The 19367-nt window shown below is 38.2% G+C and carries 14 protein-coding genes; 6 read left to right on the top strand and 8 right to left on the bottom strand.

The window, feature by feature from the left end; translation table 11 throughout:
* Nucleotides 1–104: 104 nt before the first annotated feature.
* Together ACYVFA_RS06925 and ACYVFA_RS06920 are read right to left on the bottom strand one after the other, a co-directional pair.
* Nucleotides 105–668: an LbetaH domain-containing protein gene (locus ACYVFA_RS06925; RefSeq protein ID WP_460471084.1), complete on the bottom strand. Its 564-nt coding sequence runs from the start codon at nucleotides 666–668 to the stop codon at nucleotides 105–107.
* 51 nt (nucleotides 669–719) lie between these two features.
* Nucleotides 720–1976: an NAD(P)-binding domain-containing protein gene (locus tag ACYVFA_RS06920; protein WP_460471083.1), complete on the bottom strand. Its 1257-nt coding sequence runs from the start codon at nucleotides 1974–1976 to the stop codon at nucleotides 720–722.
* Nucleotides 1977–2124: 148 nt separating this feature from the next.
* Between ACYVFA_RS06920 and ACYVFA_RS06915 the strand changes: the two genes are divergently transcribed.
* A complete protein-coding gene (locus tag ACYVFA_RS06915; protein ID WP_460471082.1) occupies nucleotides 2125–2451 on the top strand; it encodes a DMT family protein in 327 nt (108 codons plus the stop codon).
* A gap of 70 nt (nucleotides 2452–2521) precedes the next feature.
* Here ACYVFA_RS06915 and ACYVFA_RS06910 read toward each other — a convergent pair whose 3' ends face one another.
* From ACYVFA_RS06910 to ACYVFA_RS06890, 5 genes are all read right to left on the bottom strand, one after another.
* Nucleotides 2522–3841, bottom strand: coding sequence for a hypothetical protein (locus ACYVFA_RS06910; RefSeq protein WP_460471081.1), 1320 nt, complete (start codon nucleotides 3839–3841; stop codon nucleotides 2522–2524).
* A 103-nt stretch (nucleotides 3842–3944) separates the two neighbouring features.
* Nucleotides 3945–4070: a hypothetical protein gene (locus ACYVFA_RS06905; RefSeq protein WP_460471080.1), complete on the bottom strand. Its 126-nt coding sequence runs from the start codon at nucleotides 4068–4070 to the stop codon at nucleotides 3945–3947.
* Between the two features lie 184 nt (nucleotides 4071–4254).
* Nucleotides 4255–4617 (bottom strand): glyoxalase superfamily protein, encoded by a 363-nt coding sequence (locus tag ACYVFA_RS06900; RefSeq protein ID WP_460471079.1) that lies wholly within the window; start codon nucleotides 4615–4617, stop codon nucleotides 4255–4257.
* A 112-nt stretch (nucleotides 4618–4729) separates the two neighbouring features.
* Nucleotides 4730–6034 carry an amidohydrolase family protein gene (locus tag ACYVFA_RS06895; protein ID WP_460471078.1) on the bottom strand — a complete coding sequence of 435 codons (1305 nt, stop codon included), beginning with the start codon at nucleotides 6032–6034 and terminating at the stop codon, nucleotides 4730–4732.
* A 39-nt stretch (nucleotides 6035–6073) separates the two neighbouring features.
* On the bottom strand, nucleotides 6074–9145 hold the full coding sequence (locus tag ACYVFA_RS06890; RefSeq protein ID WP_460471077.1) for an amidohydrolase family protein: 3072 nt from the start codon (nucleotides 9143–9145) through the stop codon (nucleotides 6074–6076).
* A 121-nt stretch (nucleotides 9146–9266) separates the two neighbouring features.
* Between ACYVFA_RS06890 and ACYVFA_RS06885 the strand changes: the two genes are divergently transcribed.
* From ACYVFA_RS06885 to ACYVFA_RS06865, 5 genes are all read left to right on the top strand, one after another.
* Nucleotides 9267–10343 carry an aminodeoxychorismate synthase component I gene (locus tag ACYVFA_RS06885; protein ID WP_460471076.1) on the top strand — a complete coding sequence of 359 codons (1077 nt, stop codon included), beginning with the start codon at nucleotides 9267–9269 and terminating at the stop codon, nucleotides 10341–10343.
* A gap of 7 nt (nucleotides 10344–10350) precedes the next feature.
* Complete coding sequence (locus ACYVFA_RS06880) at nucleotides 10351–10896, top strand: aminotransferase class IV (protein ID WP_460471075.1); 546 nt, start codon at nucleotides 10351–10353, stop codon at nucleotides 10894–10896.
* Nucleotides 10883–12007 carry a flavin-containing monooxygenase gene (locus ACYVFA_RS06875; RefSeq protein ID WP_460471074.1) on the top strand — a complete coding sequence of 375 codons (1125 nt, stop codon included), beginning with the start codon at nucleotides 10883–10885 and terminating at the stop codon, nucleotides 12005–12007. The genes ACYVFA_RS06880 and ACYVFA_RS06875 overlap by 14 nt, the downstream gene beginning before the upstream one ends.
* Nucleotides 12008–12274: 267 nt before the next feature.
* Nucleotides 12275–15037 (top strand): ELWxxDGT repeat protein, encoded by a 2763-nt coding sequence (locus tag ACYVFA_RS06870; protein WP_460471073.1) that lies wholly within the window; start codon nucleotides 12275–12277, stop codon nucleotides 15035–15037.
* A 314-nt stretch (nucleotides 15038–15351) separates the two neighbouring features.
* Nucleotides 15352–17145 (top strand): tail fiber domain-containing protein, encoded by a 1794-nt coding sequence (locus ACYVFA_RS06865; RefSeq protein ID WP_460471072.1) that lies wholly within the window; start codon nucleotides 15352–15354, stop codon nucleotides 17143–17145.
* Nucleotides 17146–17202: 57 nt separating this feature from the next.
* Here the strand turns inward: ACYVFA_RS06865 and ACYVFA_RS06860 are convergent, their stop codons facing one another.
* Nucleotides 17203–19329, bottom strand: a complete 2127-nt coding sequence (locus ACYVFA_RS06860; protein ID WP_460471071.1) for an outer membrane protein assembly factor BamB family protein — start codon at nucleotides 19327–19329, stop codon at nucleotides 17203–17205.
* Nucleotides 19330–19367: the final 38 nt, after the last annotated feature.

Here is a 19367-nt window from a genome sequence, read left to right as displayed (position 1 = left end):
AGATTTTGATTTAGAAAATACTTTTGGGGTATCTAATTTTACAAAATAAACACTTTTTTTTCTTTTTAAAGAAAAAAGCGTAATTCTTTTTGGCGATTTTTTTATCAAATGGCGATAACTCTCTCCCGCACAGCCTTGGCAGGGTTACCCTGATATATCTGGTAAGCATCAAGATTTTGTGTGGCAACAGAATTGACAGACAGCACAGCATGCGAAAAACAAGTCACACCAGTACAAACAATGGCTTTGGCACCTATCCATACACCATCTTCTAATACAATATCATTGATAATCAAATCAAATGCCTCTTTCTTATAATTATGGTTGCCCGATAATAACAAAGCACCCTGCGAGATACAAACATTATTGCCAATGCTGACTTTACCGATATTATCTATCCAAACGCACTCACCTATCCAAACATTGTCTCCAACAGCTAAGTTCCATGGCGCTTTTACGTTTACCATTGGTTTTATCGTTATCCCTTTACCAATCTTAGCTCCAAAGACCTTTAAAATCGCTACTTTAATTGACATCGGAATCGGTAAATAGGAGTTAAGAAAAATACGATTAATAATAAACCATATCAATGTTATCAAAAAACCTTTGGTAAGCGCTGAATCCTTATACCAGTCGTTATTGAATTTTGATAAATCTGTTTTATTCATTGAGAAGTGTTTTTTGAAAAAAGTAACAATTAAGTTTTCAGGTTAATACTTTTATATGCTACGTAATTTATTAATCAATAAACCGCTTTTGTATCTTCCTTCTTCCAGACGAGGAGCAAGGTATTCTTTTGTCGCTTCAAAATGCTTTTTATAACTTTCCTTATCACCCATTTCTACAATATTTGCCCACTCATGTACAGCCGTATGAAAAGCCAGGTCTTCGCCTCGGATACTTTTATCAAACAAGGCTGTTTCGATGGTTTCTTCTAATAAATCCTCATTCATAAAAAGATATTCAGCCATACCTACCCTTAACTTAAAAGGAGGAGTCTGACAAACCAGATTTTTATAAGGATTCGTCCCCAATTTATACCAGGTATCTACCATTGCCAGCAAACTTAAATGGGAGTTAGGTTTATGCCCCGTATCCAGACTCAGACTAAATTCGCTCATAATTTTATCATCTAACATCAGATTCTCGCCCTTGTCTTTAAAAACATGGTCACGAGCAGTATACATACGTTTACGGAATTTCTTCTCATTTTCCTCAATCATCATTTCAAATAGTTCCATTTCGCAATTAGCATATTTCCTCACATCTTTTCTTGCATAGGGATTTTGTAAGGCCAAACCCGAATACACATGAAACTTATAACTGTAAATGCGTAAAGTCATGAGAAACTTTACATTATCTAATCCATTTGGGTGTAATGGATTCTCCCACGGATACACTTTACGATGCATACAGGCTGTACCAATACTTTCAAAGCCTACGTGTGTAATGGCCTGAATATCTGCCATCATTTGATCATGTTCATGGTAATCTTTTAACTCATGAATGATTGACCCGATTTTCTTGAAAACCTTGATAGCCTCATCGAATGCCTGATTACTAGCCCTATGATTGATTACAGCCAATGTCTGGGTTTCCGGATTGACGCCTGGGCCATATAGTGCATGACAAGTAACAATCTGAGTATCCTTTGGTAGATATTTTTCAAATGCAGCAATTTCAGGTGTTTTAACTGACGTTTGTCCAGCTACAATCGCACCGAATTTTGTAGAACCCCCGCATTGTTCAACAACTTTATTAATATTTTCAGCTTCTACCGAATAGAGTATAAAATCACAAAGACGAGAAACTGCTATCCCATCTTTTAAAACTTCAATGCCTAGAGGGCTTAACTCATTCTGTAGCGACTCATAGTTTTGAGGGAGATCACAACCAAATACCTGAAAACCTGCTTTTGCCCATAGGCGGGCAAACATTTTCCCCATATCTCCCAAACCAATAATTCCTATCTTCATTTCTAGCTTTTAATTAGGCGATTTAGATTTATGCCCTATTTTTGTGCGATTTTATCGCAATACTTAGTGATTTTCGTTTTTGCATAAATCAATGTACAAATTAACAATAAATAAGCGTCAATAAGAACCCAATTTCTAAATTTCGACTATGAGAACCATCCTGTTGCTCCTTGTTTCTAATACATTCATGACCTTTGCTTGGTATGGCCATTTAAAAAGACCTGATTTGCCAATCTGGAAAGCCATCGCTATCAGTTGGGGAATTGCCTTTTTTGAATACCTCTTCATGGTACCCGCCAACAGATTTGGGTATGGGCAATTCAATGCTTTCCAGCTTAAAACCATACAAGAAGCCATCACATTGGTTGTCTTCGTGGTTTTTGCAGTCTTATATCTTAAAGAACCCCTTAAATGGAATTACCTAGTCGGCTTCGGACTGATATTTCTAGCTGTTTGGGTTGTTTTTAAGAAATAAATGTATCACGACTTTTCAAGTCGTTTACATTATACGACTTGACGGTCCATCGTATGGAAGTCGTGATACATTATTCAAACTCTATAATATGCTCAGAAGCATAAGAATCATCACCCGGTTTAATCCGTTTGACAAAAAATCTCGCTTTTTTACCTAATTTCACGCAGGTGTTTTTAGCTGCGATATCTTCTGGTGTATTCAAAGGCTGTAAAGATGGATACCATAAAATATAACCGGGTTTCTCAAAAACCAGTTGTGGCTTTGTCCATTCCTGCGAATTTGCTCCTTTGGTCAAGTCTGCGTTTTTGTTGAATGAAATGTAGACCTTATCTCCTTTCCATGATTTACCCTCTGATTTAGCCATCATCATGACCCAGCAATTTAGGTAAGTATTCCAGCTAACTGATGGCCCCCAATGGAATCCATTAGTAGGAAAGGAGGCTGGCCCTCCACCTTGCTCCATCGGTATTTGTAAGGATGAAATCGGTTTGCCAATACCATTATGTGGTGCATTGAATCCTTTACCATCCCACCTTTTGGCTTTTCCAATTGGATTGTCTAAATCCGTTAAGGCAATGCGGGCAATACTGATACATTGTCCTTCCCATTCTGTTTTAGGATTATAAGTGGTTTCCTGATAACTGCCCGGATACCCGTATTCGCCATAAAACAAATATAAATAATCTCCGCTTGCTATTGCTGACGGGTCGCCCACTCCTCCGGCAAAAGTGTTAGAGGTATTATTAGGTTTCAGAATCATTCTTGGATTGAGGTCTTCGATAAATATCCCCTTATTCTCCCAGCTTTTACCGCCGTCAATCGATTTCATTATACCAATCCTACAAACTGCCGCCGGACTAGTTTCTCCAGTTAAGCCTTGAGGCCATTTTTCTGAATTTTTATAACCTTGCCCTGTTGTTGCCTCATAAGGAAGAGTTTGTGGGTAATTTTCGTTATGATAAACAGCATATAAGGTTTTACCTGAGGCATCTTTGGGAGATTGGTAAACCGTTTCAAACCAAACAGCACCGTGCAAACCATCTTGTCCTATTGGTGCATTATTAGGCATAATTGGGGAATGAAAGTTTTCTTTCGTGCTTTTAAAAACTTGGTCAGCATTTTTACCACTGGCATATTTTAAGTCTTTAGCATATCCCCAAAGCGGGTCTTCTCCATATTTACCCGGAAAAATCCTGAAAGTATCGCCTACCCATGCCTCTGCCATATTACAATCTACAAAAGAGTTGAAAGTAATCTTTTCAGCAGGTGTGAGTTTAAATTTGGGATTGAAAGTTTGTTCTTCTTTTTTTGAGGTAGAACAAGCATTTAGAAAAACAGAACCTTCAATAAATACTAATGTAACTAAAAGTAGAACCAGCGTTTTTTTCATAGGTTGTCAAGCAGAGAGTTTGTAAATGGATTACACAATTAATTGTGAAAACTGTTGCCCAAGTCAAAAAGGTAGTCACCGTAGCGTATACCTTTTTTCGCTTTCATTTGGGTAGCTGATATTTGGAAAGCATCGCTGGTGCTTTCGTCAGCAAAAAAGGTTCCCACCATAATGGTAATCTATATTCAGTTTTATCTCTGCTATCTGTATTCATTTTCTTTTTCTCCATTTCAATAGTTGTTGAGCGAGCAGCTAGTTATAAATTGCAAGAAATAAATTTCCCAATTAGAATTGTGCTTTCCAAGCATTTAGGCAGGTTTTTGCAATAATCGTACTATTAATTTAGAGTAATAAAAATAAGGTCTGACTTTTTCATAAGGCGAACAAGGAGGGGAGTTCTGTTACAAATAAATCTATACAGATTTAGCTTCATTAAACATCAACCGATTGCCAAAAGGGTCTGTTAATTCCATAATATAAGAATTCCATTCAGATTCTTCAATACCTGGTTTATAATAGCGGTAGTTTTTCGCTCTTAACAATTCACAATATTCTTTCAATCCTTTAAAATTAATCATAATCTTTGATCCGGGTGTTGCATCACCATAATGTTCTGATACATGTATGGTTATATCACCTTTTGAAATAGACATATATACCGGAAAATTCTCTCCGAAGCGATGCTCCCAATCAATCTTAAAACCAAGCCAGTCTATGTAAAATTCTTTGGCTTTATTAATATCGAATATTCTGAAAATAGGTATGACGGTGTTCATTGAATTGAGTAATGTTGTTTATCAAAATTAGTATTTTATGAGAATTTATCTGCTAAAAACAAGAAAGGATTGCAAATCTCTTCGCAATCCTTTCTTGAAATCTTGTCAGCTATTATTTCTCTGTCAGACCATATTTGCCAACATACTTTTTGTATAATCTTTTTTGTTTATCATCCAGATCAATTTTCTTGCCTCTGATAAACGCCTGCTCTACTTTACTTGTACGCATATCCAGAATATCACCTGCTGATACCACGATTGTTGCCAGTTTACCTAATTCCAATGAACCTACTTGCTTGTCGATTCCCAGGATTTTAGCATTGTTAAGCGTAATCATTTTCAAGGCATCTTCTTGTGCCATACCAAAAGCAGCAGCTGTTCCAGCTACGAAAGGCAGGTTACGTGTACGCCAGAATTCTTCTGTATAATACATACCTACTGTCAATCCGGCTTTCATCAATACACCTGGCAATTTGTATGGATTCCACACCTCCTCATCCGTTGTATTTGGCAAACGGTGTGTACCATTTACAATTACCGGAATCTTATTTTCTTTCAGGAAATCAATCGCTAATTCAGCTTCTTCGCCACCAACTACTACAATTTTTGAGATTTTGTATTGTTGCGCCAATTTCACTGCTTCTATGATTTCTTTACCACTATTTACACGGATAAACAATTGTTTCGAACCATCATACAAACCTTTCAATGCTTCTAATTGTGCATTTTTAGGATTTGGATTGCTGATTTCAGAGTAAGCCAGACCTTCAGAGAAAAGTTGAGCTAACTCATTCTTTTGCTCCATGTATTTTTCGTTTTTCTTAATAGTAAACTTCAATTCTTCGAAGCTGAACTGACGGCTTACCAAAGCAGGGTAATTTAACCAAACACCATCATCTTTTTTCAAAGCTGCATCTTCCCAGTTCCACCCATCGTATTCCATAATAGCCGAAGTACCTGAAATAATGCCACCTTCTGGTGTACTTTGCCCAACCAGAATACCATTGCCACGCAACGTAGGAATAACCTCAGAGTCAGTATTATGCGCAATCAATGCTCTTACGTGCGGGTTGAATTGTCCGGTTTCCTGATTATCTAAAGTAGCTCTTACCGAAGCAATTTCTACCAGACCAGCTAGAGCAGATGGAGCGATGATGCCCGGATAAACAGATTTACCCGCCACATTGATAACCTCCGTTGAGTTTTTGTCAAAAGTAAGAGACGCATCACCGATGCCTGTAATCACACCTTTATCAAATACTACGGTACCGTTTTGAATAATCTTGCCATCGCCTATATGGATAGTACCACCTACTAAAGCAATAGGTTTGGTTTGTGGTTGCGCAGGCGCCTGATTCTGAGCTTTCATTCCAAAACTCAGCATTGCTAAGCCAAGAACTATTATATATTTTTTCATTTGAAATCTTGTTTTGAAGGAAATTTAATTGACTAATGCTTATTTTTTTTCTGACGAGTTTGAATCCATCATCACCTCACTTGATTCTCCACGGTTTTCGGTTACACCCATTTCCATAATAGTATCGCAGTGAATTTGAAGGTTACGACGTGGCATTGGTCTTTGCATTGGATTACCCGCCGATTTTTCAGCCAACATTTTTAGCATTAATCTGTTACGTTCTTTTGCTACGGTTACGTGCATTTGATCATCTTTCTCTACATCAAAATAAACAGTACCATCAACAATCGTTTTTTCAGGACGCGCATAAATTGAAAGTGGGTTGTTGTTCCAAAGAACTACGTCTGCATCTTTACCAACTTTGATACTTCCCAAACGGTTATCTAAGTGAAGCATTTTAGCAGGGTTCAGAGTTACCATTTTCCAGGCATCTTCTTCAGATACTCCACCGTATAATACAGTTTTAGCAGCTTCCTGATTCAAACGACGAGCCATTTCAGCATCATCCGAGTTGATAGCAGTATTTACACCCATTTTGCTTAAGATAGCAGCATTATAAGGAATCGCCTCTTTTACCTCCATTTTATAAGCCCACCAGTCTGAGAATGTAGATGCAGATACACCATGATTTTTCATTTTATCAGCCAGTTTATAACCTTCCAGGATGTGAGTAAAGGTATTGATATTGAAGTTGAAAGTTTCAGCTACTTTCATCATCATGTTGATTTCAGACTGAACATAAGAGTGACAAGTGATGAAACGCTTTTTGTTCATGATTTCAACCAAAGCATCTAATTCAAGGTCTTTTTTAGGAGGCGTAACACCTGTTTTATTAGATAAGCCATTGTATGCTTTCCATGCTTTTTCGTATTCAGTTGCTCTTTGGAAGGCATCCATATATACTTGTTCCACACCCATACGAGTAGCAGGGAAACGCGTAGTTTGCTGAGCACTATTACCTTGTTTTACGTTTTCACCCAAGGCAAATTTGATGAAACCATCAGCACCTTTGATTAATAAGTTATTAGGATTTTCACCCCATTTCAATTTAATCAATGCCGATTGACCACCAATACAGTCAGCAGATCCATGTAACAATTGAGAAGAAGTAACACCACCAGCCAATTGACGATAGATATTAATATCTTCCGAGTTCACCACATCTTCCTGACGCACTTCAGCTGAAACACTTTGTACCTCGTTGATTGAGAATAAGGCAATGTGTGAGTGCTCATCAAAAATACCGTTAGTCAAGTGTTTGCCTGTTCCATCGATAGTTTTAGCACCTGCCGGAGCGGTCAGGTTTTTACCAACTTGAGCGATTTTACCATCTTTAAGCAATACATCAGTATTTTGTACGATACCTTCTTTTTCGTTAGTCCAAACCGTAGCGTTCTTAATCAACATCGTTTCTTGTTGAGGTTTGGTTTCGCTACCGTAAGCTGTGAATGGAAACAATACTTTACCAATCTCAGGAGTTTTTGCTTTCGTTGTATCTTTCTTGGTAGTTTCTTTAGCCGCTTCTTTATAAATAGCCGACCATTTTACTTGTCTGCCATCTGGCAATACACCTTCACCTTTGATATTTTTACCATCATAATATCCACTCAAACGTGTATCATTAGGGTCTCTTCTTTCCAGTTTAGTGGTGATAGTAAATAAGTCTGATAATCTGGTAACTTTAGTAGCAATTTTTACTGTATCATTTGCGAATACCTGATACTCTGGTTTATCAATTTTGCCAGAGATATTCAGTTTCAAGCCTGTTTTATCGCCAACAGTCAAATCATAAACTCCTCTTACATCAGTTACATTCATATCGCTGATGATGTATCTTTTACCTTGAATCCAGTTTTCGTAAATCACATTGTCTTTGCTGAAAAGATTATCAGAAGTAATAATGAAGTTAGCAACCATGCCTTTTTTCAAACTACCTAAGATATTATCAACTTTCAATAATTTGGCAGGAGCACTTGTTAAAGCCTCTAATGCTTTGTTTTCTGGTAAACCATCTTCGATAGCTTTTCTAAGATTTGCCCAGAAATCAGTTTTGTTTCTAAGTCCATTGGTAGTTAAAGCAAAGTTAATACCTGCTTTAGAAACGTACCCAGCATTGTAAGGAGCCATTTCCCAATGTTTCATTTCAGTCAATGAAACCTGTGAAGCATCGAATGGATCTTCAACATCATAAGCAGTCGGGAAGTTTAATGGAAGAATCAACGAGCTACCTAAGGCTTTGATTTCATCCAGACGTTGATATTCATCACCAATACCTTTAAAGATGTATTGAACCCCAAATTCTTTACCGATTTTATCACCTCTCAAAACAGCTAATTTATCTGTAGCCTCATAGATTTGTGGTAAGCCCTGAATCTCATTGAAAGCCTCTAATGAAAGGTTTCTTTCTTCTTTATTACCACCTTTTTTATACCATTCTGCATCGTAATAAGTCTGACGAAGCAATGCCACCGAACCCATCATAGATACCGGATAGGTCTGAGTAGAAGTGCCTTTGTTTAGGGAATAATGAGCCGAAGATTTTTCTTTAATCAACAACTCATGTTCTTTGCCATCGCCTAGTGCAACCAAAGCACCCGAACCACGCACAATACCATCGGCAATATGAACACCAGCCGCTCCAAAACCGATTTTTCTCATTTCTTCGGCTTTTTGTGCATTGGCTTTAAATTCTTTACTTGCTTCTACTTCTGGTTTTACCGCCTGGTTCCAGTCGTAAGCACCTTTTTTGCTGCTTTCCATCTGGCCACCGCCAAAACCACCACGGCCACCACCTTGTGGACGAACGATTTCTGGCATACCATAATCTGAATAAATGTCAATCAGACCCGGATAAATTCTTTTACCTTTGAGGTCATAAACTACCGTTCCGTTCGGAACTTTCAAGTCTTTGCCAACTGATTCGATGACGCCGTTTTTGATATAAATCATGGCATTTTCAAGAACCGTTTGGGCATCAACTACGATGGTGGCATTTTTGAACGCATACTGTCCCGGACGTTCGTCATAAACGCCATTGCGGGGAAAAGTGACTTGTGAAAATGCTTGAATGTTGATGAGTAGAATGAAAAAACTTAGAAAGATTTTTTTCATGGATAGGTTTGTGATGTTTTGGTTAATGATATTGCGAATTTGATAATTTTGCCTTAATAAACAAAACTATTAATACTTTTGCGGTTAGAATCGTCTAAATGTTATAAAAACGCTTTTAAAAGTGAAAATCAATAGACAGAGTGCAATCTCAAAATTTAACTTTTTTTCAACTGAAAGTATTCCGTTTTTGTTCATAATCGACTTTCAGCGAGAGAATTGTATAGTAGAACCGCTTGACCAGGTTGACAATAGCGAACTTAAGTTTTGGGTAAATGGAGTGACGAATGCAGAGGCTGAAGTAAATGATTTCAAACAAAAGCAGGAAGAAGTAATACTGGAAAAGTTTCCGATAGATTTTGCCCGATACCAAAAGAGCTTTGATTATGTGCAGAAGAATATTTTTCAGGGAAATAGTTTTTTGACTAATTTAACCTGCGAAACTCCTATCGACTTAAACATTGGCTTACTAGATGTTTTTGATAGAAGCCAGGCAAAGTATAAACTCTGGTGGAAAGATCAATTTGTCTTTTTTTCGCCGGAAATCTTTGTGCAGATTGATGAGAATGGAAAGATTTCTTCTTTCCCGATGAAAGGAACTATAGATGCTTCAATCCCTGACGCTGAAAGTATTTTGCTAAACGACCAGAAAGAATTTTACGAACATACGACTATCGTAGACCTGATTCGGAATGATCTGAGTAGTGTAGCAGAAAAAGTATGGGTCGAGAAATTCAGGTATATCGATAGAATCGATACACAGGATGGAAGCCAGCTATTACAATTAAGCTCACAGGTGAGTGGAATATTACCCAAAGACTGGCGGAATAATTTAGGCGAAATCTTATTCAGGATGTTACCCGCTGGCTCAATTACAGGGGCACCCAAGGCCAAAACGGTTGAAATAATCCAGGCAGCCGAGCAAGAGACATACCCAAAAGCAGAAGAAGAACTCAGCAAAAGAGATTTCTATACGGGTATCTTTGGCATTTTTGATGGAAAGACCTTAGATTCCGGAGTAATGATTCGATTCATTGAGCAAAAGCCAAATGGAAGCCTGACTTTTAAGAGTGGGGGAGGTATTACCTCAAATAGTATTGCCGAAAAAGAATACGAAGAAATGATTCAGAAAATATATGTCCCTATTGTTCGAGACCATACAATTACAAAACCGACAACTCCACAACCTTGCTTACCATAATCAACGGATGGAGCAAAGCCGAAAGGATTTACTAGGCATTGATGAAAAAGTAAATTTAGCTGATCTGATTCAAATACCTGATTGGGTAGGAGAGGGCAGGTATCGGTGTAGAGTGAGTTATAAAAATGAAATAGAGAAAATAGAATTTTTCGAATATCATTTCAAACACCCGAAAACAATTCAACTAGTTGAAGATACAAACATTGTATATCCCTATAAATTTGAAGACAGAAGTAGATTCCAGCAGGTTTTAACACAAAACCTTCAGGCAGATGATGCGATTATTACCCATAACGGAAATCTGACAGATGCTACTTTCGCTAATGTAGCTTTTTTTGATGGAAGCGATTGGTTAACACCACATACACCATTGCTGAAAGGTACGAAAAGACAATATCTGCTAGATAACAAGGTATTGAAAGAAGCAACAATTAAGATAGATGACTTGAAGTATTTCAGTCAGCTATCATTAATCAATGCGATGCGAGATTTAAATATCGTTTATGATTTCACGCTTTACACTAATCACCTAGTAATCCATGGCAATCATTGAGAATCTTATTATTGGTGCAGGCCCGTCGGGTTTATCCATAGCGGGTAGACTTAGTAAACTAGGGATACCTTTCGAAATCATAGAAAAAACAGATACGATTGGCATTGCCTGGAGAAATCATTATGACCGATTGCATCTGCATACAGATAAGAAATACTCCGAATTACCTCATTTCCCATTCCCGAAAGACTATCCGACGTTCGTTCCTAAAAATGAATATATAGCTTATCTTGACCAATATGTTAAGCACTTCAATATAAAACCTATCTTCAATCAGGAAGTCGTTTCCATAAAAAAAAGTGATAACCATTGGATAGTAAAAACCAAAGATAAAACTTACAAAACAAAGAATATTCTGGTAGCAACAGGGTATAACAGAGTTTCTAAAATACCATCTTTAAAAGGACAAGAAACATTCGGAGGCGAAATACTCCATTCAGAAAAATATAAGAATGGGAAACGCTATCAAAATAAAAACGTATTAGTAGTAGGCTATGGCAACTCAGGCGCCGAAATCGCCCTCGATTTATATGAAAGCGGCGCAAAAACTTTTGTATCTATCCGCAATCCGGTGAATATAGTTAAACGAGAATTTAAAGGACGATCTACGCAAAGCCTAGCCATTTTCTTTATCCGCTTCGGTAATACAGTGTATGATTTCATTGCCCGTCTTTTCAAAAAACTAGTCCTGAAAGCTGTCGAAGGTACAAATATTCCAATCTCACCTTTAGCCCCCTCAGAGCAATTGCGCACTCTTGGCAAAGTATCTGTAATTGATGTAGGTACGCTGGCACAAATCAAAGCCGGAAATATTAAAGTAATGCCTGATATTCAGGAATTAGCTGCAAATGAAGTGATATTTATAGATGGTCAAAAACTGTGGGTAGATGCCATAGTTATGGCAACAGGTTACCATGCTCGGTTAGAAGAATTTATTGAAGAAGTTTCACCCATACTTAATGAAAGAGGCTATCCGAAAGCCATGTGGTTTGATGAAGAACCCTACAAGGGTTTGTATTTTGTTGGGTTTAATTTACCACTTACGGGTATCTTGAGAGACATCAATTTAAGTTCGGAGAAAATAGTGAAGCATATTCTTAAAAATAGCTAGATGAATGGTTTTAACTCGTAGTGCATTTAGATAAATTAATTCAAGATGTTCCATCTTATATTGGGTTCACCGACCGCCACGGCAGACCGTTTCAGTCGGTGATACACTTAAACCTCTCTGCATCAGCTACTTACCTTTTAATAAATAATTGAGCAATTATTGCTTGAAATATTTCTGTTTTTTTTATCTGAGGGTTACATTAGTTGAATTGTTTTGACGCTATTAGCTTGACTATTAGCTGTTTACTCTACGCAATAAAACTAAGCCATGAAAAGAAATCTCTACCTTCTTATCTTGTTTATCTATTCCGGTGTATCTGCCCAAACTCCCATGCTAGTCGCTGACTTATTAGGTAATGCCTATGGTGTCAATCGTCCCTTGATTAATATGAATGGCATTCTGTACTTTCAGGCAGATGATGGCATTCATGGGATAGAGCTATGGAAATCTGATGGCACTGCTGGGGGAACAACTATCCTTAAAGATATGAATCCTGCCGGTAATGGTAATCCACAGGATATGGTAAAAATAGCAAGTACAATCTACATGAGTGGATTTGATTATTCCCATGGTTATGAACTCTGGAAAACCGACGGAACCACTGCAGGTACAGTTCTGCTAAAAGATATTGTCCCAGATTACACCAGTAGTGCTCCTCGTAATCTTAAAAACTTCAATAATACTCTCTATTTTTCAGTCAAAAGCAATAACGAATTATGGAAATCTAATGGTACTGAAGCCGGAACTGTGGTGATAAAAGTGATGCCCGCTAATACCTATATTTCTAATATAATTCCTTCAGGCAGTAACTTGTTTTTTACTCTGGGATTGCAAAACGGCAGCGAACAATTGTGGAAAACCGATGGTACTGAAGTCGGTACTGTAATGCTGAAAGGATTCTCCCAAGCCTCGTATGGCCATATTGCACTCAATAATGGAATCTATTTCAGTGGTAATGATGGCGTAAGCGGGTTTGAACTCTGGAAATCGGATGGAACAACCGCTGGAACTATTATGGTAAAAGAACTGGTAAGCGGTGCTTTTGGTGGTTTCCCAACCTATTTAACCATATTCAATAATCTCATTTATTTTTCATCAAACGGAAACCTTTATAGAAGCGATGGGACTGATGCAGGAACTGTTGCCGTATCAGGTTTAGATGGATATTATCTGACTAATGTAAACGGGAACCTCTATTTTGCCAATTCCAACAATGGCTATGAAATATATAAATACAACGGCAGCACCTTTACCTTGCTTAAGTATTTTGAAAGGTATGATAATATGAGCGAGGGCATTGCATTTTTTGGTTTGCCTGATGGAAGCGTTTTTTTTACCTCAAAAGAATCAAATTATGGGCAGGAATTGTGGAAGACTAATGGAACCTCGGCAGGCACTACATTAGTAGCAGACCTGATGCCTGGTATTCAAGGCAGTTCTCCGGCTAATTTTGCCTCAGTTGGAACGAATATATTATATTTTACTGCTAATGACGGTACTAGTGGTTTTGAGCTATGGCGCAGAGACGGAAGTGGAAATGTCAATCAGGTGAAAAATATCGAACCAGATCATTTCAGTTCTAATCCAAACAATCTCGCGTCGCTCAATAATCTGCTATTTTTCAATGCTACTGATCAATATAGTACACATTTGTTTATAGCCAATAGCGATAATCCAAGTAATTATCCGCAAAACGTCGGTATCCTGAATCCTTCAAATTTTCAGGTATTTAATAACAAGATGTATTTTCAGGCTGAACAATATAATGGGAAAGAACTCTTCGTATCAGATGGATCAACTACCACTCAGGTGAAGAATATTTATACAGGGGCTTCGGGTACAGGCGAAAATAGTAGTAGTCCTACAGAACTTACGCCTATGGGTAGTTTTTTTTATTTTGCAGCCACCAGTACTGGTGATGATAGAGAATTCTGGAAATCGGATGGAACAGAAGCTGGCACTACATTGGTAAAAAATATAAATACTATCGGCAGTAGTTCTCCGAATCACCTGATAGAATTTGAAGGAAATCTCTATTTCTTTGCCACTTCATCATCAACTACGCAGCTTTATAAATCAAATGGTACAAGCGCCGGAACAGACGTGTTGCCGCCGAATAATTATAATGTAAATGTCATTAGTGGAGAAATAGCTGAAACCTCATCGAAACTTTATTTGCAGGCAAGTACTTCCACAACGGGAACCGAACTATTCTATCTCAATGGTTCAACGGTAACCTTATTAAAAGATATACGCTCTGGCTCAATAGGAAGCGCACCTTCAAATTTCACAGCTATCAAAGATAGATTATATTTTACCGCAAATGATGGTACAAGTGGCATAGAACTCTGGAAATCGGATGGTACGGGAGCAACTACTACTTTAGTGAAAGATATCAGGCCCGGTACTACCAATTCAAATATCAGCAATCTTATTAGGTTCAATAATATACTTATTTTTTCTGCCAATGATGGTGTTCATGGGCAGGAATTATGGAAATCTGATGGAACTCCAGGGGGCACTGTGATGGTAAAAGACATTATCGAAGGTTCGGATAATAGTAATCCGGCAAATTTCTGTCTGATAGGTAATACCCTTTACTTTAGTGCCTATCATCCCAAATTTGGTATCGAACTCTGGAAAACAGACGGCACAGAAGAAGGAACAGTTCTGGTTTACGACCTCAATTGGGATAATGAAATTTATTCAGGTAATTCTGTTCCATCTCAACTGACCAACGTAAACGGAATATTATATTTTGTTGCGGATAATGGGTTAAATGGCAATGAGCTTTTCTACTTCAAACCTTGCCCCGAATCAGTGCAGTTTTATGAGTATACTTATACACCGAGCTATACTTATCACGCCAATCAGACCATTCATGCTTATCATAAAATAGATAATGGTCTGTCTATCAATTATTTTGCCGGCCAATCCGTATTACTTTCACCGGGCTTTAATGTAGACGCGCACAACGGAATATCGGCAAGAACCAATGTTTTTCGCGCAGAAGCAAGAGGATGTAATTGATTCCGATTCATCACAATCTTTTAGGGTCATGAAAAAAATATCTAGCTACATGGTATCAAGACTTTTAAACTGTCGGAGTATGATAATGGTAATTTATCCAATTAATTTAATAGAAGATTTTCTGCCTAATCTCCTGAGAGACAATTCTTTCAGGAGATTTTTGTTTGTATACAATGAATAACATAGTTGACGATATGCAGTTTTACCATTTAGTAAAAAAAAAGCCAGATTTAACGGACTTTTCACCATTCCTAATTTTTTGCTCGGTATTTTTATTAGACAATAAATCCTTCAAATCTTTAAAAATATCGACCATGAAAAATCTTTTATCTGTCTTCACTCTTTTTTGTGTATTAGTCTCCCTGAAAACTCAGGCTCAGATATACGTTCAGGAATCCACAGATGGCTCAGTCACCATTACTCCAAAAGGAATCAGAGGTAAAAACGGGAATCCGGGTAATAATGATACGAATGTTTCTTTAGGCCCACAATCTCTAAAATCTACCGTTGGTAGCCAGAATGTAGCTATTGGATTATCTGCCCTCTTTGGTAATACCTCTGGTAGTCTGAATACTGCTGTGGGTAGTCAGGCTGTGACTAATAATACAACCGGGCAAGGAAATACAGGCTTAGGTTATAATAGTTTATTTAATACTACAACAGGATTAGGCAATACCGGCGTTGGTTCTTATAGTTTATATAATAATCTTTCGGGTAATGGTAGCGTAGGAGTCGGATACTTTTCATTATACAACAACACTGCATCAGGTAATGTGGGTATTGGACGTGGGTCTGGATATACCAATACCTCGGGTTTAAATAATGTGAGTGTCGGTGATTCTACACTTTATAGAAATAATGGGGGATATGATAATACTGCTATCGGAAGTAAAACTTTGAGTAAAAGTACTGGCAGCTATTATAATACGGCTATTGGAAGCCGGGCACTTTATTCTACAACCGGAGGGGCAGCGAATGTGGCGGTAGGTTATTTTTCAATGTATGATAATATTTCGGGAAGCAATAATACAGCAAGTGGATACCAATCTATGCAGGATAATACCATAGGTAAAAGCAATGTTGCTATCGGGACAGGGTCAATGAATAGTAGCAAGGCTCAACATTATAATACAGTTGTGGGAGCATCAGCTATGGCTAACGGATATAGTAGTACCACTGAAAATGATGGCTATAATACAGCCATTGGCTATCAGGCACTAAGAGGTAGCAGTACCTCTGCCAATAACAGCGGAGCATATAATACGGCCATTGGAAGCAGGACAATGCTTCTAAATACCAATGGAGATAATAATGTAGCTGTTGGTTTTGAGGCACTTTATACCAATTCGGTGGGTCTTAATAATGTAGCGGTAGGATATAGTGCTTTGCACAATAGCAACTTTGCAAGTGCCAATACCGCCCTTGGATATACAGCTTTAGAAAATGTAACTTCAGGTAACTCAAATACAGCTGTTGGAAGTTTTGCAGGAAGCAGTATTACTACCGGAGGATTTAACGTAACCATTGGAAATAGCGCAGGTCAGAATCTTACAACTGGCGACAATAATATATTAATTGCCACAGGTGGGAATGTTGTGAGTGGTTCGAATAACATTGCAATTGGCTACTCAGCTATCGTTCCTAATTCTACAACCAGTAACCAGATCCGATTGGGCAATACTTCTATCACTTATGCCGGAATACAGGTAGCATGGACAGTTACCTCTGACAAAAGATGGAAAGAGCAGATTCAACCATTGCAATTAGGAACCGATTTCATTAAATCTCTCAAACCCGTGCAATATATCCGAAAAAATGATCAATCTAAAAGTGTTGAGATGGGTTTAATTGCACAGGATCTGGAACAGACCTTAGTAGATTTCAAAAAAGACAACATGGGCTTATTGAAAAAGGATGATAACGGTTACTTATCAGTACGCTATAATGACCTGATGGCACCCATGATTAAAACCATGCAGGAGCAGCAAGCCATGATTGAGAAATTGATAAAAGAAAATCAAAATCTACAAGCAGAGGTGAAACAAATTAAAAATACACTGGCGTCTAACACAAACGAAATCAAGGCAATCACAGAAGCAAAAAAATAAGATATAACTAAGGAAATGAGTAGAGCCTTTCAACGATTTGAAAGGCTCTACTCATTTTTAAGGCAACGCAAATGCTACATACTGATTTCCTTTCTTCGCCCCAAGCTTTGTACCACCACAAGCAAGAACGATATATTGTTTACCATTAACCTGATAGGTTGATGGCGTAGCAAAGGCCGCTGCAGGTAGCTTGGTTTCCCAAAGCAAAGCACCAGTTTTCTTATTAAATACCCTGAATTTTTCATCTTTAGTAGCAGCTATAAATAACAAGCCATTAGCAGTTACTACAGGACCACCATAATTCTCAGAACCCGTTGTAGGAATCCCTTTTTGTTTCAAAGATTCATATTCTCCGAAAGGAATCTTCCACAAATACTCTCCTGTATTCAAATCAATGGCATTCAATGTTCCCCAGGGAGGTGATATAGCAGGCAATCCTTTGCTATCCAGAAACTTATTGTAACCTGTGCTTACATAAGGCAGATATGGGTTTTTGAATCCACTATTATTAGAAGCACTCACTTCTTTTTTCTCTTCTCCAAACAGAAAGGCAACCAATGCCTGTTTTTCAGAGGCACTTAAAGTCGTAAACCCGGGCATCATCCCTTTTCCATTACTGATAATCTGGGTAACAAAAGCTTTATCTCTGCGCTTCTCAATATCAACCAATGACGGGTATCCACTTTTAGTATTGCCCTTTCTATCAGCTCCATGACAAGCCACGCAAGTAGTTGCGTAGATTCGTTCACCTGTACTTAAGCCAGCTAAGGCATCCTGCTTAGGCGTTTCTTTCATGGTTAATATCCATGCCATTTCATTACTATTCACATAAATAATACCCTCTTTCGGGTCAGCTGCAGCTCCTCCCCATTCAGCACCCCCATCAAAACCCGGAAGAATAACAGTGCCCTCTTTGCTAGGTGCAGCAAATCGGTTACGCTTATAAGTTTTGAATTTTTTCAGTAACGAATCCCGGTCCTCAGCATAAGGACTAATATCATTATCAGTCAGTGTATGTGCCTGACGAGCAAAAGGAGCAGGTTTCGTCGGAATAGGTTGAGTAGGCCAGGCAACTTCACCTGCCAGATCAGATTTAGGCGCAGGTATCTCCTGAATAGGAAATAAGGGTTTGCCTGTTACCCGATCAAACAAATAAATATACCCTTGCTTGCTTGTCTGAGCCACTGCATCAACCATTTTACCATTATGTTTTACAGTAATCAGGTTAGGCGGTGAGGGTAGGTCTCTGTCCCACATATCGTGGTGAGTAGTCTGAAAATGCCAGAGTAATTTTCCCGTACGGGCATTTAGAGCCAACAGGCAATTGGCGTATAAGTTTTTCCCAACTCGTTTCCCACCATAGAAATCATACCCGGCTGAACCTGTTGGAACGTAAATGATGCCACGTTTTCTATCAACAGACATTCCTGCCCAGTTATTTGCTGCACCCACTTCGGTATTTTTATAGGCATCTTTTGGCCAGGTTGTATAACCCGGTTCATTTGGGTAGGGGATAGTATGGAATGTCCAGGCTAATTTCCCGGTCTTTACATTAAATGCCCTGATATCTCCGGGGGCTGCATCTGCCCCTTCTGAAAGTCGAACGGGCATCACAATTAAATCTTCGAAGATAGTACCTGGAGTATTCGAAATAATGAATTTCTTTCTGGCTATCTCAGGTAAGCCTGTATGTAAATCTACTCTGCCATTGTCTCCAAAAGAAGCAATTGATTTACCATTTGTGGCATCAATTGCATAAAGATATTCGCCAATTGTATGTAAAATGCGCTTATCGTTACCCTCACTCCAATAAGCTACACCGCGACTGGTACTGGCAAAGTTTTTCAGTTTATCGCCAAATTTCCATATTTCTTTCCCTGTGGCAGCCTCTAATGCAAAAGCCTGTACTGATGATGTGACACCATATAAAACCCCATCAACAATAATAGGATTTACCTGCATTTGCCCGGAATCTGGAGTTGCATAAGTCCAGGCTACCTTAAGGTTCTGAACATTCTCGGGCTTGATCTGGTCTAAAGTAGAATAATGATTACGATCGGGTCCACCCAGATATTCGTTCCATTCGGTATAATTGTCATTTTCAGGCAGATAGCCTTTTTGCCAGGCAGTAGCAATCAGGAAAATACCCAACGATAGTAAGGCTGCATAAATGCTTTTTTTCATAGGTTGTAATAAGTGTCAGGTTAAATAAGGGTGTTTTA

The organism is Emticicia fontis (genome assembly GCF_054779675.1).
The sequence above is the reverse complement of the archived record's forward strand: the minus strand, read 5'-3'. Positions and strand labels throughout refer to the sequence as shown.